Genomic DNA, 23,638 nt, shown 5'->3' on the forward strand with positions numbered 1-23,638 from the left:
GGTAATCATCGCTTCATATACGCTTCGTCATGATTTAGCATGGTATTGGCCACCATGGTAAGAGCCGCAACCTGCATCGGGTCATAGGATTTGGCAATTACTTTTTGGCCTACTGATAGTAGTTCTTTTGCTTCTTGCGGATTTTCAGTAAACCTTTCTGCTTGACTTTCAAAAAGCTCTTTGAAAATTTTACTTTCCTCGGTTTTTGGTTTTCTGCTTACCGCCAGCCTAAAGCCATAAGCGATTTGATCTTCAATATTCTTTCCTCCTTCCGAAATCATGCGAGTAGCCAAAACTTTGGAGGCTTCCACAAATTGTGGGTCGTTCATGAGTACCAAAGCCTGTAAAGGGGTGTTGGTATTTTCACGTTTTACGGTACATACTTCCCTTGATGGAGCGTCAAAAGCGGTCATTGCGGGATGGGGTGAAGTTCGCCTTACGAAGGTATATAAGCCTCTTCGGTAAATACTGTCGCCTCCTGATTCCTTATAATGCAATAGTTTGTGCGAGAAACTGTTTTTTTCTATCCACAAACCCTTGGGCTGATAAGGCTGTACACTTTTGCCGCCTACCGTTTTGGAAAGCAAACCGCTTGCTGCAAGTGCGTTGTCACGAATCAATTCGGCCGGTAGCCGGTAACTGTTGGTTCTTGCAAGATAAATATTGGTAGGGTCTTTTTCACGCATTTCTTGGCTGGTAATCGAGCTTTGTCTATAGGTGTGCGACATGACTATTTTTTTCAATAGTTTTTTTACATCCCATCCGTTTTCAACGAAGTCTACCGCGAGCCAATCGAGTAATTTTGGGTGCGTAGGAAGCGAGCCCTGAACCCCAAAGTCATGGGGAGTGGTCACCAATCCTTTTCCGAAAAGCATTTGCCAATACCGGTTGACAGCAACCCTGGCAGTTAAGGGATTGTCTTCGGAAAATAACCATTGCGCCAATCCTAATCTGTTTTTGGGAAAGTCTTCGGGAAAATCGGGTAGCACTTCGGGTGTACCGGCCTCCACTTCATACATGGGTTGGTCATATTCTCCGCGGGAGTAGGCATAGGCTTTTCTGCGTTCAGGCATATCTTCCATGACCATTACTTCCAGAACTGGCTTCATCTGTTCTATCCACTGATTACGGAGTTCCTTCAGCTCTTTTTCGAGACCTTGTACGTTTGGGTCAAGAGTAACCCAATAGTCACTGGAAGCATCGGGTTGGATACCTGTTTCTTCTGAATTTTTGGCAAAGTTTTGAATTTCTTCTGGGGATAGGGTTCTTGCATACAGCCAGATATCATCCAAAGCCCCTTTAAAAATTCCATATTCGCCCGTAAATGCGCGGTAACTTTTGGCGACTTTTACCGGTCTTCTTTCAATGCCATGAATAGCGGACTGAAGGGTTTTTATGGATTTGGTCAGTCGGTCGTAGGCAATTTCACTGTTGGCTTTTTTTCCATCTAGATAAATCTTCAAACCGGATGCTTTTCCTGAGCCGTCATAAGTGAAGGCAGCGTGCCTCCATTCATTTTTTCTTATGGAATCCTTAGAACGTAAATGAACGTAATTGTGCGGTAGCGAATGAATCAAGCGAACATTTATACGATTGAGGCTATCTAAATAAAAATCCCAACCGCTCCAGAAATTATTTTTCTGTCCTGAAGTACCCAATAACTGTTGTGTTTTGTCTTTTTCCCGTTTGGTAGTGTTCACCCAAAGGGCTGCGGAGAATTTATCCGTCCACTCGAAATTGGGAACTTCATCAAGGTTAAGTTCATCGTACTCGCCAGTGAAAACAAAAGCCTTTCCCTTTTTACCATCGATTAATTCAGGGGCTTTGGCAGCCGTTGCAGTTTTATTTCCATCGGCAATTACACCCTTTCCAGTTTTGTTCAGGCGGTCTAATGGATAATGACCTATCAAGCTATTTTGCTTTGCGGAACTGGGGAGTTGTTTGATGTATTTATCTAAATCACTTAGCTCTTTTTTAGTAAGTTCTAGTTCCTTTACCTTTTGTTCGATAGATTTTTCCAGCTGTGTCAATTCTTTTGATTCCTCTTCATTGGGAAGCGCTAAAATTGGTCCGTAGTTTCCGTCATCCCCGGTCATCCCCAATTCCTTCACGTTATTGAAGAAGGCGGCCATTTGAAAATAGTCTTTTTGGGAGATAGGATCGAACTTATGATCATGACAACGGGCACAGGCAACCGTAAGACCCATCAGTGCGGTACCTACCGTTTCAGAGCGGTCCCAAACGTAATTGAGTCTAAATTCTTCTTCTATTGCTCCACCTTCAGCTGTCATTGGGTGATTTCTATTGAATGCGGTGGCCAATTTTTGCTCCGTGGTTGGATTGGGCATTAAATCTCCGGCCAGCTGCCAAGTTACAAATTGGTCGTACGGCATGTTTTTTATAAAAGCATTTATAACCCAGTCTCTCCAAGGCCACATAGAGCGCCAACCATCTGCATGCAAACCATGGGAATCAGCGTATCTTGAAACATCCATCCAGTCTAATGCGAGTTTTTCGGCATTGGAGTCTCTGCTGAGCAACTCATCCACTACTTTTTCGAAGGCGTTAGAACTTGAATCGTTCAAGAATGCATCAAGTTCCTCTATGGTAGGGGGCAGCCCCGTTAAATCCATGGTTACCCGTCTAAGTAATCGTTCTTTATTGGTTTCTGGTGAGGGGGCAAACCCTTTTTGAAGTAATTGGTCCTGGACAAAATAATCAATCTCGTTTTTAGCTAAATCAACATTGTTCAATTTCGGTGGAGTAGGTTTTTCGGGTTTAGCAAAGGCCCAATGAGGTTTCCATTCGGCCCCTTGTTCTATCCATTTGACAATCATGGCCTTTTCCCTTGCCGAAAGGGAGAGATTGGACTCGGGTGGGGGCATCAACGTTTCGGGGTCGTCACTTAGAATTCTAACAACAGTTTCGCTTTGGGCTGGTCTTCCGGCTACAAACGCGTGATTGCCGCTGCTTAAGGATTCAAAAGCATTTTCTTCTAGGTCTAGTCTTAAATCGGCATGTCTTGTACCAGGATCTGGTCCATGGCAAGAATAACACCGATCGGAGAGAATAGGTTTTATATGAAAATTGAAATCTATATCCTGTGGTAAATCGTTGTAAGCAACTTCAACATCTTCGGGCATTTTTAAGGTACAGGAAGTTAGTGCCAACAACGAGCAGATAAGTATGGTAAAACGTTTGAGCATGGTTTGGTGTAATGGATTTCTAAAAATACCTTTTTTTGCTCAAATTTTTCGAGTCTACAACAGATAAGACCATTTGTTATAGAATTAAAGATATGGATACATCTTGGACAAAGGGTTTCAATGAAAGAGGTCCCCTTTATTTTTCATTTTTAGAATCGGAAATTAATTTTACCTTTGCCCAGCTTTTTGGGTTATTAGCTCAGTTGGTTTAGAGCGCTGCCTTGACAGGGCAAAGGTCACTGGTTCGAATCCAGTATAACCCACATTTTTATTTCCTTCAACTATAATAGGTCCAAAATTCTTTCAAGGGCCATTCCGCGAGATCCTTTAATGAGTATTAGGCAATTCTCAGCTAGTTTTAATGTAGGCCAGTTTTCTGAAAGTGAATCGAAAGTTCTAAATTGATGAATATTGGTATTTGTGGTCGCAAAGTTTTCGCCTACCAGAAACGACTGTTGAAAATTCATTTCTTTGACCAAATCCGCAATTTCTTGGTGTTCTTTTTTAGCTGATTCACCTAACTCGAACATATCACCTAAAAAAACAATTTTGGTGTCCCCTGCCATTTGTTGAAAGTTTTCCAAAGCGGCTTTCATACTAGTGGGGTTCGCATTGTAGGCATCAAGTATAATTTGGCGGTCACCTTTTTCTAGAATTTGTGAGCGGTTGTTATTTGGGATATATTCCTCCAGCGCTTCTTTGATTTTCTCCGGGAGAACATTGAAATATTTCCCAATAAGGGCGGCGGCCGCACAATTAGTAAAATTGTAACTACCTATTAAATTGGTTTGAATTTTAAGATTTTCAAGTTGCAGTCGAACAAAGGGCGAGGCACCTAAGAAATCGATAATGTAGTAATCTTTATTTTGGGTGCTAAACCCATATTTTTTGATGTAAGACTCGAGCTTATTAAGTTGGATGGGGTCATCAGCATTTAAAAAAACCGATTTCTTGTTTTCTGTTAAATATTGGTATAGTTCGCTCTTTCCCTTAATAATACCCTCTACACCGCCAAAACCCTCTAAGTGCGCCTTGCCAAAATTGGTGATATAACCAAAATCTGGTTGGGCTATGGAACAGAGAAATTCAATTTCTTTTTGATGATTGGCTCCCATTTCTATTATGGCCATTTCAGTATCTTCCTTAATGGATAATAGCGTTAATGGAACACCAATGTGGTTGTTAAGATTGCCTTTAGTGGCAATAGTCTTGTATTTTTTAGAAATGACGGAATGTATCAATTCCTTGGTGGTGGTTTTTCCATTGCTTCCCGTGAGACCAATAATTTGCGCCTTGGATTGTTTTCTATGGTATTGGGCAAGCTCCTGTAATGTTTTTAAAACATCGGCCACAAGTATGTATTGGTTGGATATGGCAAATTCCTGTTCATCGACAATAGCCAGACAGGCACCTTTTTCCAATGCTTGTGATGCATATTTGTTGCCATTGAAATTGATTCCTTTAAGGGCGAAAAAAATACATCCCTTGGTAATTTTTCTCGTGTCTGTGCAAACTATAGGGTTTGCTAAAAATTGTTCGTGAATTTGCTGTATTTCCATGGAAGTAAATGTATAAAAAAAGTCCCGGAGCAAATTGTTCCGGGACTTTCATTTTTCTTGTATATCAGGCTTATCTCACCTTTTTTCCTCTAGGAGTTTTGTTCTTGGTTTTTGATTTGGAACCAACTCTTGACATGGCACATCTAAATCCGATATAATCCGTTGCCATATATTGTGGCAAATATCTTCTTTGCGCAGGGTCTAGCCAATAAGCTCTATCTCTCCAGGATCCACCTTTATAAACCCTTACCTCGTCATTGATCAAGGTAGTTCTGTTGTTGGATTTGTCGTACTGGCGAATTAAGTTACCTTCTTCATCCCTTTCCACTTTATGTGTGGGGGAGTTGTACATTTTAGTTTGATCTTCCTCTTCTTCGTCACTAAATCTGTCAAAGAACCTTGAAGAGCCCGGGTCACCATCTCTGTACCCTCTGTTGTCACTTGTTGAGAAGTTGGTTCTCAAATAAGTTTCTTCTTCTCCTACAGGCACCATTGCAATCTCACCAGGAAGGTTTACCGCAACTACTTTTCCGTTAGGTAATGTGTCATATACAATAGAATCTCTAAGTACATTTACTTTTCCATCCTCTCCAATAGCGGTCTTCATATAAATGTTTCCTCTATAGTAGTTGAAATCGCTTATTTCGTCATCAACAATAGGTCTATATACATCTGCAACCCATTCTGCAACGTTACCGGCCATGTCATAAAGACCAAGGTCGTTTGGTTTGTATGACATTACTTCTGCAGTGATATCGGCACCGTCATCAGACCACCCGGCAATACCGCCGTAATCTCCTTTTCCTTGCTTAAAGTTGGCCAATTGGTCACCACGTCCTACACGTTGTCCATTTCTGGTGTAATCACCATCCCACGGGTATTTTTTTCTACCTCTGTAGTTATTGTATTCCCTGTTGCCTTGGTTGGCCTGTGCAGCATATTCCCATTCTGTTTCAGTTGGTAAACGGTATTCTGGCATAATCACACCGCTACTTCTTTTCGCAAAACTGCTAACACTATCCTTTTTCATTTTACCTTGTAAGGAATCTATCTGCCCATTATAAACGGATTCTGGTCTATTTAGGTAAGCTTCTGTGCTAAATGTTCCGGCAACTTCACCGGTAGCGGCTTTATATTTGGCATCTTTTGCCAAATAACCCTCACGCTCCAAATAAATTTCGTTCACACGGTCTGTTCTCCACTCGGCAAATTGTGTTGCCTGGATCCAGTTGACACCTACAACAGGATATTCTGCATAAGCAGGATGTCTTAAATAGTTGTTGGTCATGGTTTCATTAAATCCTAAACGATTACGCCAAACTAAGGTATCAGGCAAGGCACCTTTGTAAATATTGGCATATTGAGGATTTTCAGGAGGGTAGACGCTTTTAAGGTAGTCCAAGTATTCCAAATACATTACGTTGGTGACTTCCGTCTCGTCCATGTAAAAGGATTGAACATGCTGTGCGGTTGGGGTATTGTTCCAATCGTGCATAACATCATCCTGTACTTTACCTTTTGTAAAAGTTCCGCCTTCAATAAATACAAGACCTGGAGCTGTTTCTTGCTCCTTAAAATCCGTATTGTATTGGAAACCACCTTCGTTGGCGTTTATTTTCCATCCTGTGGCTCTCGACACGTTTTTGGAAGATCCGGAATTTTTACAGCTGGTGACCGTAAAACCTCCTGCAACCACTGCACAAGAAAGTACAACTTTGATAAACTGTTTCTTCATAATTAGGACTTGAGTTCAAATGGTTCGCTTACGTAATGATATCAGGCGAAATTTGTATTTTGATTAATTATTAGTCTTAACTTTCGGCATATAAAACGGGGTTTTAACCATAATATTTTATAGCCAAATAAAATATTTTCAAACTGTTTGGAAGCTTATTCGCATTGTTAGTCAGGCTTCTCTAAAAAGCATAACGGAGCATTTTAAGATATAGTATAGGTGTAATCATTTCTTTATCTCTTACATACTTTACTTTGTTGCGAAAATTGATTTTTATTAATGTGAGGGGTGCAAAGTTAGTGGTTCATCTAATTTATTTGCGTCTTACCTATAATTTAAAATATTTTATGGGTGTCATATAAGATATGTCTTATTTGCCCGTTTACATGTACGACATCTATACTTTTGCGTTTAATGGCAATATTTGGATGTTGACTTACTCTAAAAATGACCGACTTTAATTTAGCCTAAGAAAAATGAAAAGATTTTCAGTACTTATTTTGCTGTTTTTAGCTTGCAAATTATCCGCACAGGAGGCAAGTGATCGTGTAATCACAACGGCGGTACCTTTTTTGAATATTGCTGCTGATGCCAGGGCTGCTGGAATGGGGGATATGGGAGTGGCTACTTCTTCAGATGCTTTTGCCCAGCAATGGAATCCCGCAAAGTTCGCTTTCGCCGAAAGAAAAATGGGAATAGGACTTGGATATACGCCATACTTAAGCAACACAGTTTCGGGTATTGGCTTATTGAACGCAAGCTATTTTAATAAGATAAACGAACAAAGTGCGTTTGCCGTTGGTTTGCGTTATTTTACCTTGGGTGATATCGAATTAAGACAAACTTTTGATGATCAGGGAAGTATTGTTAAGCCAAATGAATTGGCTTTGGACGGTTCTTATTCCCTAAAGTTAAGTCCTACGTTTTCCATGGCTGTAGGGGGGCGTTACATTCGCTCTAACCTGAAATTTCAAGCAGATGCCAACATAGATTCAAAACCTGGTAGCACGTTTGCGGTTGATGTGGCAGGGTTTTATCGCTCAAGGGAAATTGCTTACAACAGTTTTGACGGTCGTTGGAGAGGTGGATTCAATATTTCAAATTTAGGGGGTAAAATTTCATATGACGAAAATGGTCAGAAGAACTTCATCCCAGCTAATATGAGGTTAGGTCTTGGGTTTGACTTTATTCTTGATCAAGATAATACCATTGGGTTAACAACTGAATTTAATAAATTGTTGGTGCCTACACCTCAAGATTTTGACGGTGACGGGGATTTGGATGCTGCCGATAATGATGAATACCAGGATATTGGATTTTTAAACGGTGTGTTTAAATCATTTGGCGATGCTCCGGACGGCTTTAGTGAGGAGTTAAAAGAGATGACTTGGGCTTTGGGAGCTGAGTACACGTATCAAGATGCGTTTATGTTCCGTACCGGGTACTTTAATGAAAGCGATGTCAAAGGATTTAGAAAATATTTTACCTTGGGTGCCGGATTTAGATTTAAGTCTGCCCAGATTGATTTGTCCTATCTTTTCTCTACTTCCCAAATTACCAACCCAGTGGAAAATACATTAAGGTTTTCCCTGACATTTAATTTAGGTGAAGAATTTTATAATGATTAAAAAGACGATACTTTTTTCAATGTTATAATGAAAGCCTGCATCTTGCAGGTTTTCGTAGTTTTAGAAGATATTTAAACTATTATGCGTAAACATAAGATAGCTTTTGAACTGGAAGTGTATGATTCTCAGCAAGAATTGAATGAGGAGGATGCATCCTTGATGAAACAAGCCCTTTTTGCAAGGAACAATGCGTATGCTCCATATTCAAATTTTTTTGTAGGGGCAGCCGTTCTATTGGAAAATGGGGAAGTAGTATGTGGAAATAATCAAGAAAATGCCTCATATCCGTCTGGTTTGTGCGCTGAAAGAGTGGCCATATTCCATGCTGGTGCAAATTTTCCCAATGTAAAGATCAAGGCTGTTGCAATTACTGCTGCCTCAAAAAATATAAAAGTAGAAAGTCCTGTAGCTCCCTGTGGCAATTGTAGGCAATCTCTAAAAGAGTATGAGGTAAAACAAGAGGCTCCCATAAGCTTGTTGTTAATGGGTGAGAGCGGGGAGGTCTATAAATGCAGTTCCGTAGCGGATATACTTCCCCTGGGTTTTGATAGTTCCTATTTGGGATAAACCCGTTTAACTGCTTTTTTTGAAAGTGTTTTCTGAGTTTTTAGCCTGAACTTTTTTCCAAGTATTTGAATCATTGTAAATTCTAGGTAACCTTTTATCGCAATTTTTTTCATCTAATAATTTAATATGTATTTTTGCTTTTCTTGTGCGTTCCGGGAAGCTTAGGAACTTCAAGATGTATCGGAATCCAATTTAAAAAGCATCAATGAAAAAAATTACCAAGGAAGTATATCTAAAGTGGTACGAGGATATGTTGTTTTGGCGTAAGTTTGAGGACAAACTGGCGCAAGTTTACATTCAGCAAAAAGTGAGAGGGTTTTTGCATTTGTACAATGGACAAGAGGCCGTGTTGGCCGGTTCGTTGCATGCAATGGACCTCACTAAGGATCGTATGATCACTGCTTACCGTAACCACGTTCAGCCAATAGGTATGGGTGTGGACCCAAAAGCCGTTATGGCGGAGTTATATGGTAAAGTTACTGGTACATCAAAAGGTATGGGCGGTTCCATGCATATATTCTCAAAGGAACATCGTTTTCACGGTGGCCATGGTATTGTAGGTGGTCAAATTCCTTTGGGCGCGGGAATGGCTTTTGGAGATAAATATTTTAAGAGGGATAATGTGACCCTTTGTTATATGGGCGATGGTGCCGTAAGACAAGGTTCATTTCACGAAGCTATGAACCTGGCAATGCTTTGGCAGTTACCTGTAGTATTTATTTGTGAGAACAACGGATATGCCATGGGTACCTCGGTCGCCAGAACCTCTCATTCAACAGAAATTTGGAAATTGGGTCTTGGTTATGAAATGCCCTGTGGCCCGGTTGATGGAATGAATCCGGTAACAGTTGCCCAAGAAGTGAGTAAGGCAATTGACCGTGCACGTACAGGTGGCGGACCTACTTTCTTGGAAATGAAAACGTACCGTTACAGAGGTCACTCAATGTCTGATGCCCAGCACTACCGTACCAAGGAAGAAGTGCAGGAATATCAAAAGATCGACCCAATTACCCAAGTATTGGATATAATCAAGGAGAATAAATACGCAACGGACGAGGAAATCAAGAAGATTGATAACGATGTTAAAAAACGCGTAGCGGAGTGTGAGAAATTTGCCGAAGAGTCAGATTTTCCACCAGTACAGCAGTTGTATGATATGGTCTACGAAGAGGAAGATACTCCATTTGTTCAACATAAATAATAAGTAGTTAAATGGCAGAAATTATAAGCATGCCCCGATTGAGCGATACCATGGAAGAAGGTACCGTGGCCAAGTGGTTAAAAAGCGTTGGCGATAAAGTTGAAGAGGGCGATATACTGGCTGAAATTGAAACGGACAAGGCCACTATGGAATTTGAGTCCTTTTATGAAGGTACATTGCTACATATTGGTATTGAAGAAGGAGATGGAGCACCGGTAGATTCGCTTTTGGCAATTATAGGTGATGAGGGTGAGGATATTTCCGGTTTGCTGAATGGCGAAGGTGGAAGTACTTCTGAGGAAGCAGAAGTTGAAAACGCTTCAGAGGAATCTTCGGCAGATGAGGACGAAACTCAAGAAGAAGGTGGTTCTGAAATTCCTGAAGGGGTCGAAATTATAAAAATGCCCCGTTTAAGCGATACTATGGAAGAAGGTACTGTGGCTTCCTGGTTGAAAAAAGTGGGTGATACTGTTGAAGAAGGGGATATCTTGGCGGAGATTGAGACCGACAAGGCTACTATGGAATTTGAATCATTTTATTCCGGTACCTTATTGCATATAGGAATCCAAGAAGGAGAGTCCTCTCCAGTGGATGCTGTGTTGGCCGTTATTGGCCCTGAGGGTACTGATGTGGATGCGGTGCTTAACAGTAAGCCTTCCTCGGGTAAGAAAAAAACCAAAGCAGATACTCCTAAAAAAGAAGAAGATTCAAAGTCTTCCAAAGAAGAAGGTTCCAAACCTGTAGGAGATGGTAAAAGAATTTTCGCTTCTCCGTTGGCCAAGAAAATCGCTGCTGATAAAGGTATAGATTTGGCAAGCGTTTCCGGTTCTGGTGACAATGGTAGAATCATTAAAAAGGATATAGAAAATTATAAGCCCGAGGCTAAGGCCGAGCCAAAAGCTGCTAGCGATTCTGGGGCAGCTACCAGTAAATCCGTAGCTCCTGTGAACTTACCAGTGGGTGAGGAGAGCATAGAAGAGGTGAAAAATTCTCAAATGCGTAAGGTTATCGCTAAACGCCTTTCGGAATCCAAATTCAGTGCCCCCCATTATTATCTTACTATAGAAGTAAGTATGGACAATGCCATGGCTTCCAGAAAGCAAATAAACGAGTTGCCAGAAACTAAAGTGTCCTTTAATGATATGGTAGTAAAGGCTTGTGCCATGGCACTTAAAAAGCATCCTCAAGTAAACACTACTTGGAACGGTGATACTACTAAATATAACCATCATGTTCATGTTGGTGTGGCGGTTGCCGTAGAAGATGGATTGGTGGTTCCGGTATTGAAGTTTACCGATCAAATGTCCCTTTCCCAAATTGGTGCTTCCGTAAAAGATTTAGCAGGTAGGGCAAGAACTAAAAAGCTTACCCCTGCAGAAATGGAAGGCAGTACTTTTACAGTATCTAATTTAGGTATGTTCGGTATTTCGGAATTTACTTCTATTATCAATCAACCTAATTCCGCCATTCTTTCGGTTGGTGCAATCGTACAAAAACCAGTTGTGAAAGACGGGCAGATTGTAGTAGGTAATACTATGAAAGTAACTTTGGCATGCGACCATAGAACGGTTGATGGTGCCACAGGTGCGCAATTTTTGGCAACATTGCGTTCGTATCTAGAGAATCCGGTAACAATGCTGGCTTAGACGAACTATAAATTTTTTAAAATTGGGCATCTCGTTTTTTTCGAGATGCCTTTTTTAATTTCTAAATTGTAGCAAAATCTTTACTATGAAAAATGGAATTCTTTTGATGGCAGGTCTTTTGGCCATAGCATGTGGTTCTACCAAAGTGGAGGAATCCGTCACTTTGCAAAGCGGGGATGCCGTAAAATTTAATCGTGCCCTCATGGACGTGCCTAAAAAGGCCAGTGATTTGGAGGGAATTGCCAAAGCTTCAATTTCCCAAGTTAATTTTACAAGTGCTACGGAGGTTTCTTCCATTATGAATTTTTTGGCTTCAGATGAACTTGAAGGAAGAGATTCGGGAACCGAAGGAATTACCAAAGCGGCAGAATACATTGAGACCAATTTTAAAAATAATGGGGTAAAGCCCTTTTTTACAAGCTATAGAGATACCTTATCCAATTTTGAAAAGCCGGCATTTAATGTTGTTGGTTGGGTAGAGGGAAATGACCAGCAGCTTAAAAACGAATACATTATTATAGGGGCACATTATGATCACATAGGTTTGATTGAGCCGGAAAATGGAGATAAAATTGCCAATGGGGCCAATGATAATGCCTCAGGTACCACCACGGTAATGGAATTGGCCCGTTACTTTGGAAAGAACAGAACCAATAAAAGGAGTTTGCTATTTGTCCTGTTTAGTGCGGAGGAGAAAGGACTTCTTGGGTCTAAACATTTGGCTCAGAAACTAAAGGATAGTTCATTAAACTTATATGTTCTTTTGAATTATGAAATGGTAGGCGTTCCCTTGGTGGGTAAAGAATATCTCACCTATCTTACCGGCTACGAACAATCTAACCTTGCGGATGTAGTCAATAGTTATTCCGTTGCCACCTATACCGGATTTCTACCAAAAGCCAAGGAATTCGGACTTTTTAAGAGATCAGATAATTATCCTTTTCATGAAGTATTTGGGGTGCCTTCCCAAACATTTTGCACTTTTGATTTCACTAATTACAATTATTATCACAAAGTAGGTGATGAAGTATCCGAAATGGATTTTGATCATATGGCAAAATTGATTAACCAGAGCATACCCGTTATTGAAGGGGTTGCCAATTCTCCACAGAAAGAAATAAAGTACTACTAATGGCGAATGTAATTATAACCGGCACAAGCAGGGGAATAGGATTTGAGTTGGTAAAGCTATTTGCTGCAGAAGGACATCAGGTATTGGCTTTGTCAAGAAACGATCGGCCGGTAACTGAATTGAAACTTGCAAATGTTACCTCTTTTTCTTTTGATTTGGCAAAAACCTCAGATTTAGATAAGCTTGCAACGTTTATAAGTGATGAATGGGAACAGGTAGATATTCTTATTAACAATGCCGGTAGTTTGCTTAATAAACCTTTCTTACAAACCTCCTCTGAAGAATTTGAACAAGTGTATAGGGTAAATGTCTTTGGGGTTGCCTCCGTGACCCAGGCGGTTCTTTCAAAAATGCCAAAAAATGGGCATGTGGTGACCATTAGTTCTATGGGCGGAGTGCAAGGGAGTATGAAATTTCCTGGGCTTTCTGCCTATAGTTCCAGTAAAGGTGCCGTTATTACCTTAACTGAGTTATGGGCAGAGGAGTTTAAGGAATCCGGTCCTTCATTCAATGTTTTGGCACTGGGAGCGGTACAAACAGAAATGTTGGAAGAGGCTTTTCCGGGCTACAAAGCTCCTGTTACCGCTGTACAAATGGCTTCATATATCAAAACTTTTGCCCTCACCGGAAATGAACTTTACAACGGCAAAATGCTTCAAGTAAGTAATAGCACACCTTAAATTACGGTAAATAAACGGTCCAATATAGTCAAGGTTTGTTCCGTGGCTCTATCCGGGGTAAGCGAGGTATCCGAAATTCCGGAAACTACCTTGGTGATATTATGGTCGATCATTCCGGGTTGCGACCAAGAGCTTCTTGGAGCTGCAGTAAGGTAGGCAGAAAAGTTATGGTGGCCAGAGCCTGGCCTTTCTCCAATAATGTGTACAATGGCCTTATTAATAGAAGATTTTTGGTCTTCTCCATACAATATTTCGCCACAGGCATAACCTGCGCGTACGCGACCATGTTTTATGATAATATTCTCTTTGTTTACCGAATAGTCCTTGTTTGTAAGTTGTTTTTTCAGCTTGGACAGGTAGGGCAATAAATGACCATCATCCATTAAGGCCAAAGGATTGAGTCCGTCTGAAATTATAAATTGAATATCCGGAACATTATTTTTCCATTTTGCTTTTAAATCTGTTAAAACAGATATGGCTTCGGAAGTAAGTTTCTCCCCGGATTCTGGATGGTACACATAATCCTGTCTATCCTTGGAACTAGTGATAATGGGTATGGCTGCAGGAATCGTTTTAATAAAAGTGTCTGTCATATTGCTCCATAAACTTTTCTTGGCGTCTTCATAAAGCCACCTAACTTGCTTTTCCAGTTCTGGTTCTAGGTTCCAAATATGTTCTCCAAAACCTTCAGAAATGGGTACACCACGTTGTCTAATTCTTTCAATACTATTTTCCCCTTCCTTTTTTATTTCATAATAATCTCTTTGGTCTCCTTTTGCTTGGCAATATTTAAAATAAACCCATGTAGGATTTCCAAAGTTAGCTGTTGGTTGACCTTTGTGATCAATAATTTCTATGTCTTTAAAAAACTGCCACATGGCGTCATTAATCTTATAACCAAATTTTGCCCTTACCCTAACATGGTCACTAAAAGAGGTGGTCAAATAGCTGAGCATGGGGTCGTTTTTGGTAGGCAAGGCCATTAAGTAAGCCGGGTTTGCTGGCATTATTTGGTCTATACACCAGTCTAGGTCATCTAGACTGACATCCATGTGCAAGGTGGAACAAACATCAAGCCCAATAGTTAGACCATGTAGTTTTCCCATGACAATATCTTCCAAACAACATCTCACCAGTTGTTCCTTACTTTTAAAAACCTCTGGGCCAATAAATCCGGCAACATCGTTTACGTGCACCCAAGGTTTCTGAGTGTCCACGTTTTGTTCCTTGAACTGTAAATCAAGGGCTCGCAAAAATCCGTATTTTCTTGACTCATGCAACACCATGTCAAAACCGGCCCCATGACCGTTAGTAAAATCGGCGCCTTGCCCGGTTTCCGCATATAGCCCATAAAGCCCGGTACGATTTTTAACGTGATTATGCATTTTTTCAATGCTGAGGTCAAAGGTGCGGTTGGCATTAACGGTTCCTGCTAAACTTTGAAACCAAATTCCGGTAGTTCCGGGTTGTATTTTTTCAACCTCCGCCTGAACATCAATGTGTGAAAGAACACAATTAGACATGGTTTTTTCCAGGCCAAATACCTTTAATACGTCAAATAAGGTTTGTTCAATTTTGGCTACCGATTCAACCTCACTACTAACGGGATTAGTTCCTAAAACCAAATCGCCCACGGCATATGACCAAGCATTAAATACCTGCCAAATTATATCTTCGGGGTTATCTGTAGGGGAGTTGGGTTGTACCCTGGCGCTCAAATATCCCTTACTTCCAATTTTGCTGTTCTCTAGCGGATTAAATACTTTTTGCCCAACACCAATAAGTTCTTCATTGGTCATGAGCTTTACGAGACATCCGATACAATCACTCGTAAGTTCGGGCATGATTGCTTTTATTTCCCCTTCATCCTTAATTAAAGTAAATTCTTTGAGTTCGGTTAGCGTCCAATTGCCTATAGATGTTGATTCTTTAGTGGTTTCTTTGATTAATCGATATAAATCATCCGTATAAACACTTTGATGGTCCAGTTCAGAAATGGAAGTGTTACCAAGTAGTTGTCTCGCTCGTTCTCTAGATATTATATCTTTAGCTGCAACTCCCAAACTAGCGTCCCCTTCCTTGAATTCATTGGCAGCCCCAATTATTTTTTGGTATGCGGTAAGGTTAAAGCTTCCGTGTTTTCTCTTTATGTATTCAAAAATAGTTTCCTTGGGTTTGATAGTATCGATAGTAACACCGGACGTAGGTAATGGTGAAAAGTTCTTTGGGGAATCTTGAGTTTGTGGCCAAAGGAAGGTTCCTGCTCCCAATAGCCCCATCTTGTTTAAAAAATCTTTACGGCTTATATGATCCATAGGAATATAGATTTATGGGGTTGTGATAAGCTGAGTCTCCACAAGTTAAAGATTTTTATTGAAGCCTTGCATTGATATAACCATTATTTAAAGTTCTTCCGTTATTTTTGTGAGCAGTGCATCACGTTTTAAATAAATATTTGCCCGAAAGGGCCGTGCCTTCCTGTTTTGAGCTGATTCAGAAAACCGGAGTGCATTTAAAGATTGTGAACGAACGGGTTACCAGACACGGTGATTACCGAAGAATGTCTAATGGAAAGCATCAGATTACCGTCAATGCTACCTTAAACAAATATCGGTTTTTGATTACCCTCGTTCATGAGATTGCTCATCTAGTGGCATTTGAGAAATATGGGAGAGGAATAAAGCCCCATGGTATGGAATGGAAACGAACTTTTCAATATTTAATGCTTCCTTTCATACGGCCAGAAGTATTTCCTACGCAACTTTTGCCATTGTTGGCCAATCATTTTAAAAATCCAAAGGCAAGTAGTAGTACAGATGCAAAACTGTCTATTGCGTTGAAACAGTTTGATACACAACAATCAGATAAATCCTACGTTTTTGAACTGCCTACCGGAAGTATTTTTAGACTATACAACGGTAAACTATATAAAAAAGGGAACAGAAGGGTCAAGAGATACGAATGTGTGGAGATTTCTACAGGAAGAATGTATCTTTTTCAGCCCAATGCTGAAGTAGAGTTAGTAGATTCGTAAAGGAATCTTTGAAATAAATTGTTGAATGTAACATAAAGTTATATTTGAACGTACTATTAATAAATATGAACCTAGGGGCAATTAAAAGGTATCACTCAACAAACATGCCCTAAATCCAAACAACTATGAATAAGAATTATTATGCAGTCCTAATGGCCGGTGGTGTGGGATCTAGATTTTGGCCTATTAGTACCTCCTCTTATCCCAAACAATTTCATGATATGCTTGGTACGGGAGATACGCTTATTCAAAAAACTTTTAAGCGCCTAAATAGATTCGTACCAACGGAGAACATTCTTATACTCACCAATGAGCGTTACAATGATTTAGTGTTGGAGCAATTACCAATGGTAGAGCAATCTCAAGTAGTATTGGAGCCAGCCATGCGTAATACGGCACCCTGTATCCTGTATGCCGCGCTTAAAATACAGAAAATGAACCCGGATGGGGTTATGATCGTAGCTCCTAGTGACCATTGGATAGAAGACGAAGAAGCCTTCGCTAAAGATGTAACCACCTGCTTTGAAAAATGTGAAAAGGAAGAAGTGCTCTGCACCTTGGGTATAAAACCATCTTTTCCCAATACGGGTTTTGGATATATCGAGTTTGATAAAAATAGTGGAGAGGGTCTTAAAAAGGTGCATCAATTTAGGGAAAAACCAGATTATGAAACCGCAAAGGAATTTCTCGCACAGGGTAATTTTTTATGGAATGCAGGTATATTTATGTGGAGTGTAGAGACAATTGTCAATGCCTTTGAAAAGTACCAGCCACAACAGTTTGAGTTGTTCGATTCTGGAATGAGTTGTTATAATACTCCTGAGGAAAGGGAATATATAAAGGAGAATTATCCAAAGGCAGAAAATATTTCCATTGATTATGCCATTTTAGAGAATTCTAAGTCCATTTATGTACTACCTGCTACTTTTGATTGGAATGATTTAGGAACTTGGGGCTCTCTATACGATAAATTGGATAAAGATACCTCCAATAATGCGGTGGTAAATAGCCAAGTGTTGGCGCAGGATGCGTCTGGCAATATGATTCGATCTCCCAAGGATAAGGTGGTGGTCGTAGATGGATTAAAGGATTATATTATAGTGGATAAAGAGGAAGTTTTACTAATTTATCCAAAGGAAAAGGAACAGGATATTAAAAAAGTACTGGCCAAGGTGAAGGATACTTTTGGCGATTCTTACGCATAATATGAGCGAAAAATTAAATCAGGATAATATTACCCCTACAGAGGAGCCAAAAGAAAGTGCAGAGGCTATAAAGAAAGACGCCAAGGGTCTTTGGGAGAATTTGCGTAAATTTTTTAGGGAGTTATTGGACATTAGGACCAATACGGACCAAGATGCGACCAAACAGGCGATTATTGCAGATATACCCTTTAAGGGTCATACTTCATGGATTCTTATCTGCTCTATCTTCATTGCATCTATTGGATTAAATGCCAATTCTACTGCAGTGGTTATAGGGGCCATGTTAATTTCTCCTCTTATGGGCCCTATCTTGGGATTGGGAATGTCTTTGGCGATCAATGATATAGATACACTAAGGAGGTCTCTTAAGAATTTTGGGGTAATGGTAGGGTTAAGTGTGCTTACCGCTTATCTGTTCTTTGAGTTTTTTCCGCTACAAGATGAATCTTCTGAGCTTTTAGCGCGTACTGCTCCTGATATTCGGGATGTTCTTATCGCTTTTTTTGGTGGTCTGGCCTTGGTGATTGCACGGGCGAAAAAGGGCACCATTGCCAGTGTTATTTTTGGTGTGGCCATTGCAACGGCGTTGATGCCGCCCCTTTGCACGGTTGGTTTTGGACTGGCTATTGGAAATTTGGGTTATGCGTTTGGTGCTATGTACCTTTTCATAATCAATACCATATTTATTGCTTTAGCAACTTTCTTGACCATTAAGTTGTTGAAATTCCCCATGGTGAGGTACGCCAATTCTGCCAGACGTAGGAGTATAGCTAGAATTGCTTCCGCGGTAGCTGTTTTGGTCATGGTGCCAGCAGGATATACTTTTTACAAGGTATTTCAAGAGTCTATTTTTAAAAAGCAGGCAGCTGAGTTTGTAGATGCCACCATTGCCAAGTACCAATTCACGGGTGGAGGCAGGTTTTTGAACAATTTTACCACTATAGAATACAATGAAGGTGAAAATCCACTTATTGAGGTGGTCTGTATGGGGAATGAAAATATTCCGCCTAACATTATCGCTTCCTGGAATACAATGCTAAAGGAAGATGATGATTTTCCCCGTCTTAGAAATACCGAATTACATGTCATCCAAGGTGGACAAAATGAACAAGTGGACCAGTTGAGATATGTTAATGAACTTTATGAATCCCAAAAAAATCAAATTTCCAATAAGGATGAAAAAATAGCTTTATTGGAGGCTGAAGTGGGGCGTTTGAGAAGAACACAATCCAAGCAAATCCCTTTTATGGATATCACAAAGGAGGCAAAGGCCAATTATGATAACTTGGTTTCACTCCAATATGGGAAAGCCATCAGAAGCGATTTTAAAAAGGTGGATACCCTTTCTATTTTCGAACCTGTTTGGAAAGAAGGTCTGTCGCCGGCAAAAAGAGCTGCCGAGAACAAAAAAATGCTTCAGTGGTTAAAAGTTAGATTAAAGGATACAACGGTACAGGTTCGTAATGCGCAATAAATTAATTGCGTTCTTCCAAATACATTTGTCTTACTTTTTTAAAAAGGTCAGAGGAGTATACAAAATTGGTAACAGCCTCATTATCCGTTCTAAAGATGTCTTTATTGGTGCCTTCCCAAGCTTTTAATCCATCTTTAAGAAAAATAATTTTCTTGCCAATTTCCATTACCGAGTTCATATCGTGCGTGTTGATGACGGTAGTGATTTCATATTCTTCGGTAATTTCCTGAATTAAATTGTCTATGACAATGGCCGTTTTAGGGTCTAGTCCTGAATTTGGTTCATCACAAAAAAGATATTTTGGGTTCATGACTATGGCCCGTGCAATGGCTACCCTTTTTTGCATTCCTCCAGAGATTTCTGAGGGATACTTATGGTGGGCGTCTACCAAGTTGACCCTCTTTAAAACAAAATCGATACGGTCTTGCATTTCGGATTTTGCTTGTTTGGTAAACATTTCAAGGGGAAACCTAACATTTCCTTCAACCGTCATACTATCAAAAAGGGCACTTCCCTGAAATACCATTCCCATTTCCTGTCTAAGGTTTCTTCTTTCGTCTGTGTTTAATTTGCTATAGGCCTTTCCATCATAGCTTATGGTACCCTCCTCAGGGCTATGAAGACCTAACAGGCATTTAAGAAAAACGGTTTTTCCCGATCCACTTTGGCCAATAATGAGATTGGTCTGTCCCTTGTGAAACGTAGTGGAAACTCCCTTTAAAATATGTGCGTCTCCAAAAGATTTGTGAATGTTGTCTACCTCGATCATTAGCCTAACAGGAGTTGGGTTAATATTCCGTTTAAAATGACAATGACAATACTCGTCCAAATAAAAGACGTAGTACTGGCCTTGCCCACATCCAGTGCGCCTCCTTTTAAATAAAACCCGTGAAATGAAGGAATGGTTGCCAAAATAAAAGCAAAGACCAATGTTTTAATGAAGGCATAGGTCACGTGAAATGGAATGAAATCCAAGGTTAGTCCCTCGGTAAAATCGGCACTGGTGCTGTGGCCTCCAAAAGTAGCCGCTACCCAGCCGCCTAAAATACCAACGAACATGGAGACCGCTATGATAAAGGGATACATTAAAAGAGCGACTATTTTAGGAAATACTAGATAGTTAAGTGCATTAACACCCATAACCTCCAGAGCATCTATTTGTTCTGTAACCCTCATAGTTCCTATACTCGAGGTAATGTAGGAACCAACTTTCCCCGCCATGATGATGGAACAAAAAGTTGGGGCAAATTCAAGAATAATAGATTGTCTAGTGGCAAAACCAACAAGATTCTTTGGGATAAGTTCACTGGTTATATTGAGGGCAGTTTGTATGGCAACCACGGCTCCAATAAAGAAGGAAATAAAAATTAAAATACCTAAGGAACCAAAAATAAGCTCGTCTATTTCCTTCAAAATCAACGACTTCATTATACGCCACTTGGTAGGTTTTTTAAAGACCTCTTTTATCATAATGGCGTAGCTGCCAATAGATGCTACGTAGTTCATGCAAAATTTGGTTTCTATTGGTAAAAATAGCAATTAGGAATTGATTTAACTTGCATTTAAACTTTAAAGGGGGAATTTATTTACTTTTGCCACAATTAAATCGAACACATGCCCAAGACATTTTCCATCCTCTTTTTACTCGCTTTTTTTAGCATTTTTACCCTTTCGACCAATGCTCAGAAAAAAGGAAAAGATGAACCTTTAAAGCTTAATGAGAAACCCAAATTGGTAGTAGGGATCATCGTTGATCAAATGAGATATGATTACCTGACCCGTTTTTGGGACCACTATGGAGACGACGGTTTTAAAAGAATGATTGAGGAGGGGTTTAACTGTAAAAACAATCATTACAATTATGCGCCAACAAGTACCGGGCCCGGTCATACCTCCGTTTATACGGGGACAACCCCTGCAACGCACGGTATTATTGGTAACAACTGGTATGATAAGGAAAGCGGCGAATCTGTTTATTGTGCTTCTGATGATACTTATAGTTCTGTTGGGACCACCACGGATGATGGTAAAATGTCTCCGCATAGAATGAATGTGACTACCATTACAGATGAGGTGCGCTTAAGTACGCAAATGCGAGGTAAGACTATTGCCATTGCATTGAAGGATAGGGGAGCCGTACTTCCTGGTGGGCATACCGCCAATGCGGCCTACTGGTTTGCGGACGGTAAATGGATTACCAGTTCCTATTATATGAATACACTTCCTAAGTGGGTTGATGATTTCAATAGCAGTAATTACCTTAATGATTATAAAAAGCCGTGGGAAACCTTAAAGAAAATTTCTAGCTACATAGAAAGCGGTAGTGACAATAATAAGTACGAAGGACTTTTTGATGGAGAGACGGCTCCAGTTTTCCCTCATGATTTGCCAAAGCTTTGGGCTGCCAACGGAGAATACAACCTGTTGAAAGCTACCCCATTTGGAAACAGTGTCACCACAGATTTTGCCTTGCAGGCTTTGGAAGCTGAAAACCTTGGAAAAGATGCCGATACGGATTTCTTGGCCGTAAGCTATTCCAGTACGGATTATGTGGGGCATATGTTTGGTGTAAATTCCAAAGAAATTCAGGATACCTATTTAAGGTTAGATGCGGATTTAGCACGTTTGTTCAAGGCTCTTGATAAAGAAGTGGGTAAAGGAGCGTATACCGTTTTTTTAAGTGCGGATCACGCAGCAATAGAGGTTCCATCATATTTAAAGGACCAAAAGATACCAGCGAATTATATAGAATGGGACAGCTTTAAAGAAAACTTTGAACAGTTTTTGGATTTTACCTTTGGTACCACGGATATCATCAAAAACTTTTCTAACTACCAATATTTTCTGGACCACGATGTAATAAAAAATTTGGATTTAAATGTTAGGGAAGTACAGGAGGTGATAGCCAAAGAATTATTGAACTATGAAGGTGTGGATAGAACTTATACCGCCTACCAAATGTGGCAGAACAATTATACCCACGGAATACCTTATATTATTCAAAACGGCTATAATCAAAAACGTTCTGGTGATGTGTTGGTAGTACTAAAACCCGGGACTATTAGTTACGGAAAAACCGGTTCTACCCACGGGTCTCCCCAAATTTACGATACCCATGTACCCCTACTGTTCTTTGGAAAGGGTGTGAAAAGAGGTAGTACCGTTGAAAGGACTGAAATTGATGATATAGCACCTACCATATCGGCGTTATTGGGCATTGCATTCCCTAATGGAGCAACTGGAAGCCCAGTTCATCAAGCATTGGAATAGGCACGATGAAAAATGGTCCCATAGGCATATTTGATTCAGGGGTAGGGGGAACATCCATTTGGAACGAAATTCAAAAGTTGTTACCCCAAGAGGATACGGTTTATTTGGCCGATAGCAAAAATGCTCCTTACGGCGAAAAATCATCCGAAGAAATACTTCAGCTAAGTATTAAAAACACTAAAGTACTACTTGATAAGGGATCAAAAATAATCGTAGTTGCTTGCAATACGGCCACTACTAACGCCATTGGTTACTTACGGGAAAATTTTGATGTTCCCTTTATTGGTATAGAGCCTGCCATTAAACCTGCAGCCTTGCAATCCAGATCCAAAACCGTTGGGGTTTTGGCAACCAAGGGAACCTTGGCCAGTAGCCTTTTCCATAGTACTTCTGAAAATCATGCGCGTGGAATAACGATATTGGAACGCGAGGGAAAGGGTTTGGTGCCATTGATAGAGCAGGGTAAGGTTAATTCTCATGAAATAAGGGAACTTTTGCGTTCCTATTTAGAACCAATGATCGAAAAGGGAATTGACTATTTGGTATTAGGTTGTACGCATTATCCATATTTAATACCTGTTTTGAAGGAATTGCTTCCGGAGACGGTACAAATTATAGATTCTGGTGAGGCTGTTGCCAGACAGACCAAATCAATTCTTGAAAAGAACCAACTTCTAAAAGATTCCCTTACAAATGGATTTCATCAACTCTACACAAACGGAAACCTTTCGGTTTTAGAAGGTTTCATAAAAGGAGCCTCAGTGAATTATAAAGCTGAAAAGAGTGATTTTTAATTCGGTTTACGTTCATACGTAAGATAGGTGAAAGCATATTTGTGCTTTTCATCTTCTGGGTGAAACTCATCGGCTATCAATCGCCAAGTGTCTTCCTTGATTTCGGGAAAAAAAGTATCGGCGTTGTTAAATGTAGCATGTACCCTAGTAAGCTCAATTTTAGCACTATAGGGTTCAGCTAGTTTATATATTTCGCCACCCCCAATGATAAAAACAAGTTCAGTTTCCTTCTCAAGTTCCAAGGCTTCTTCCAGTGAATGAACCACAACACAGCTGGTATGTTGTATTGAATAATTGGTGTCTCGGGTTATGATAATATGTTTTCTATTGGGAAGGGGTTTTGGAAAGCTCTCAAAAGTCTTTCTGCCCATGATGATAGGATTGCCCGATGTTAACTTTTTAAAGCGCTTGAAATCGTCAGGAAGATGCCAAAGCAAATCATTGTCCTTACCTAGGGAGTTATCTTCGGCCGCTGCCGCTATCATACAAATGGTTCTCACAAAAATG

The 23,638-nt window shown here is 40.2% G+C and carries 18 protein-coding genes and 1 tRNA gene; 12 read left to right on the plus strand and 7 right to left on the minus strand.

Going from position 1 to position 23,638, the window contains the following annotated elements; translation table 11 throughout:
* Positions 1-5: 5 nt before the first annotated feature.
* Positions 6-3,206, minus strand: coding sequence for a DUF1553 domain-containing protein (locus BIZ36_RS08345; RefSeq protein WP_222937316.1), 3,201 nt, complete (start codon positions 3,204-3,206; stop codon positions 6-8).
* Positions 3,207-3,394: 188 nt separating this feature from the next.
* On the opposite strand from BIZ36_RS08345, the gene BIZ36_RS08350 reads away from it, so the two are divergent.
* Positions 3,395-3,469: transfer RNA gene (locus tag BIZ36_RS08350), tRNA-Val, on the plus strand.
* Positions 3,470-3,487: 18 nt separating this feature from the next.
* Here the strand turns inward: BIZ36_RS08350 and BIZ36_RS08355 are convergent.
* Both BIZ36_RS08355 and gldJ read right to left on the minus strand, forming a co-directional pair.
* On the minus strand, positions 3,488-4,765 hold the full coding sequence (locus BIZ36_RS08355; RefSeq protein ID WP_187457435.1) for a UDP-N-acetylmuramoyl-tripeptide--D-alanyl-D-alanine ligase: 1,278 nt from the start codon (positions 4,763-4,765) through the stop codon (positions 3,488-3,490).
* Between the two features lie 70 nt (positions 4,766-4,835).
* Positions 4,836-6,500, minus strand: coding sequence for a gliding motility lipoprotein GldJ (gene gldJ / locus BIZ36_RS08360; protein WP_187457436.1), 1,665 nt, complete (start codon positions 6,498-6,500; stop codon positions 4,836-4,838).
* Positions 6,501-6,976: 476 nt separating this feature from the next.
* Here gldJ and porV point away from each other — a divergent pair, with 476 nt between their 5' ends.
* The 6 genes from porV to BIZ36_RS08390 all read left to right on the plus strand — a co-directional run bounded on the left by porV (position 6,977) and on the right by BIZ36_RS08390 (position 13,354).
* Positions 6,977-8,128 (plus strand): type IX secretion system outer membrane channel protein PorV, encoded by a 1,152-nt coding sequence (gene porV, locus BIZ36_RS08365; protein ID WP_187457437.1) that lies wholly within the window; start codon positions 6,977-6,979, stop codon positions 8,126-8,128.
* Positions 8,129-8,209: 81 nt separating this feature from the next.
* Positions 8,210-8,695 carry a cytidine deaminase gene (gene cdd / locus BIZ36_RS08370; protein WP_187457438.1) on the plus strand — a complete coding sequence of 162 codons (486 nt, stop codon included), beginning with the start codon at positions 8,210-8,212 and terminating at the stop codon, positions 8,693-8,695.
* Positions 8,696-8,900: 205 nt separating this feature from the next.
* The gene (gene pdhA, locus BIZ36_RS08375) at positions 8,901-9,896 is read left to right on the plus strand and encodes a pyruvate dehydrogenase (acetyl-transferring) E1 component subunit alpha (protein ID WP_187457439.1); all 996 of its coding nucleotides are present in this window, start codon (positions 8,901-8,903) and stop codon (positions 9,894-9,896) included.
* An 11-nt stretch (positions 9,897-9,907) separates the two neighbouring features.
* Complete coding sequence (locus tag BIZ36_RS08380) at positions 9,908-11,542, plus strand: pyruvate dehydrogenase complex dihydrolipoamide acetyltransferase (RefSeq protein ID WP_187457440.1); 1,635 nt, start codon at positions 9,908-9,910, stop codon at positions 11,540-11,542.
* An 85-nt stretch (positions 11,543-11,627) separates the two neighbouring features.
* Positions 11,628-12,674, plus strand: a complete 1,047-nt coding sequence (locus BIZ36_RS08385) for a M28 family metallopeptidase (RefSeq protein ID WP_187457441.1) — start codon at positions 11,628-11,630, stop codon at positions 12,672-12,674.
* The gene (locus BIZ36_RS08390) at positions 12,674-13,354 is read left to right on the plus strand and encodes an SDR family NAD(P)-dependent oxidoreductase (protein WP_187457442.1); all 681 of its coding nucleotides are present in this window, start codon (positions 12,674-12,676) and stop codon (positions 13,352-13,354) included. The genes BIZ36_RS08385 and BIZ36_RS08390 overlap by 1 nt, the downstream gene beginning before the upstream one ends.
* Here the strand turns inward: BIZ36_RS08390 and eutB are convergent.
* Positions 13,351-15,669, minus strand: coding sequence for an ethanolamine ammonia-lyase subunit EutB (gene eutB / locus BIZ36_RS08395; protein ID WP_187457443.1), 2,319 nt, complete (start codon positions 15,667-15,669; stop codon positions 13,351-13,353). The two genes, BIZ36_RS08390 and eutB, sit on opposite strands and share 4 nt — an antisense overlap.
* Before the next feature lie 140 nt (positions 15,670-15,809).
* Here eutB and BIZ36_RS08400 point away from each other — a divergent pair, with 140 nt between their 5' ends.
* The 3 genes from BIZ36_RS08400 (at position 15,810) to BIZ36_RS08410 (ending at position 19,067) form a co-directional block, all read left to right on the plus strand.
* Positions 15,810-16,388 carry a SprT-like domain-containing protein gene (locus BIZ36_RS08400; protein WP_222937317.1) on the plus strand — a complete coding sequence of 193 codons (579 nt, stop codon included), beginning with the start codon at positions 15,810-15,812 and terminating at the stop codon, positions 16,386-16,388.
* Positions 16,389-16,513: 125 nt separating this feature from the next.
* Complete coding sequence (locus BIZ36_RS08405; RefSeq protein ID WP_187457445.1) at positions 16,514-17,593, plus strand: mannose-1-phosphate guanylyltransferase; 1,080 nt, start codon at positions 16,514-16,516, stop codon at positions 17,591-17,593.
* Position 17,594: 1 nt separating this feature from the next.
* Positions 17,595-19,067, plus strand: coding sequence for a DUF389 domain-containing protein (locus BIZ36_RS08410; protein ID WP_187457446.1), 1,473 nt, complete (start codon positions 17,595-17,597; stop codon positions 19,065-19,067).
* Position 19,068: 1 nt separating this feature from the next.
* Here the strand turns inward: BIZ36_RS08410 and BIZ36_RS08415 are convergent, their stop codons facing one another.
* Positions 19,069-19,836 (minus strand): ABC transporter ATP-binding protein, encoded by a 768-nt coding sequence (locus BIZ36_RS08415; RefSeq protein WP_187457447.1) that lies wholly within the window; start codon positions 19,834-19,836, stop codon positions 19,069-19,071.
* Positions 19,836-20,573, minus strand: coding sequence for an MlaE family ABC transporter permease (locus tag BIZ36_RS08420; protein WP_187457448.1), 738 nt, complete (start codon positions 20,571-20,573; stop codon positions 19,836-19,838). The genes BIZ36_RS08415 and BIZ36_RS08420 overlap by 1 nt, the downstream gene beginning before the upstream one ends.
* Positions 20,574-20,681: 108 nt before the next feature.
* On the opposite strand from BIZ36_RS08420, the gene pafA reads away from it, so the two are divergent.
* Both pafA and murI read left to right on the plus strand, forming a co-directional pair.
* Positions 20,682-22,337, plus strand: coding sequence for an alkaline phosphatase PafA (pafA, locus tag BIZ36_RS08425; protein WP_187457449.1), 1,656 nt, complete (start codon positions 20,682-20,684; stop codon positions 22,335-22,337).
* A 5-nt stretch (positions 22,338-22,342) separates the two neighbouring features.
* Positions 22,343-23,131 carry a glutamate racemase gene (gene murI, locus BIZ36_RS08430; RefSeq protein WP_187457450.1) on the plus strand — a complete coding sequence of 263 codons (789 nt, stop codon included), beginning with the start codon at positions 22,343-22,345 and terminating at the stop codon, positions 23,129-23,131.
* On the opposite strand, the gene BIZ36_RS08435 is transcribed toward murI, so the two are convergent.
* Entirely contained in the window at positions 23,128-23,631 is a 504-nt protein-coding gene (locus BIZ36_RS08435; RefSeq protein ID WP_353616829.1) for a dihydrofolate reductase, read from the minus strand. The two genes, murI and BIZ36_RS08435, sit on opposite strands and share 4 nt — an antisense overlap.
* Between the last annotated feature and the right edge of the window lie 7 nt (positions 23,632-23,638).

Origin of the sequence: Cytophaga sp. FL35 (assembly GCF_014349235.1) — a bacterium.
Classification (GTDB): domain Bacteria; phylum Bacteroidota; class Bacteroidia; order Flavobacteriales; family Flavobacteriaceae; genus Euzebyella.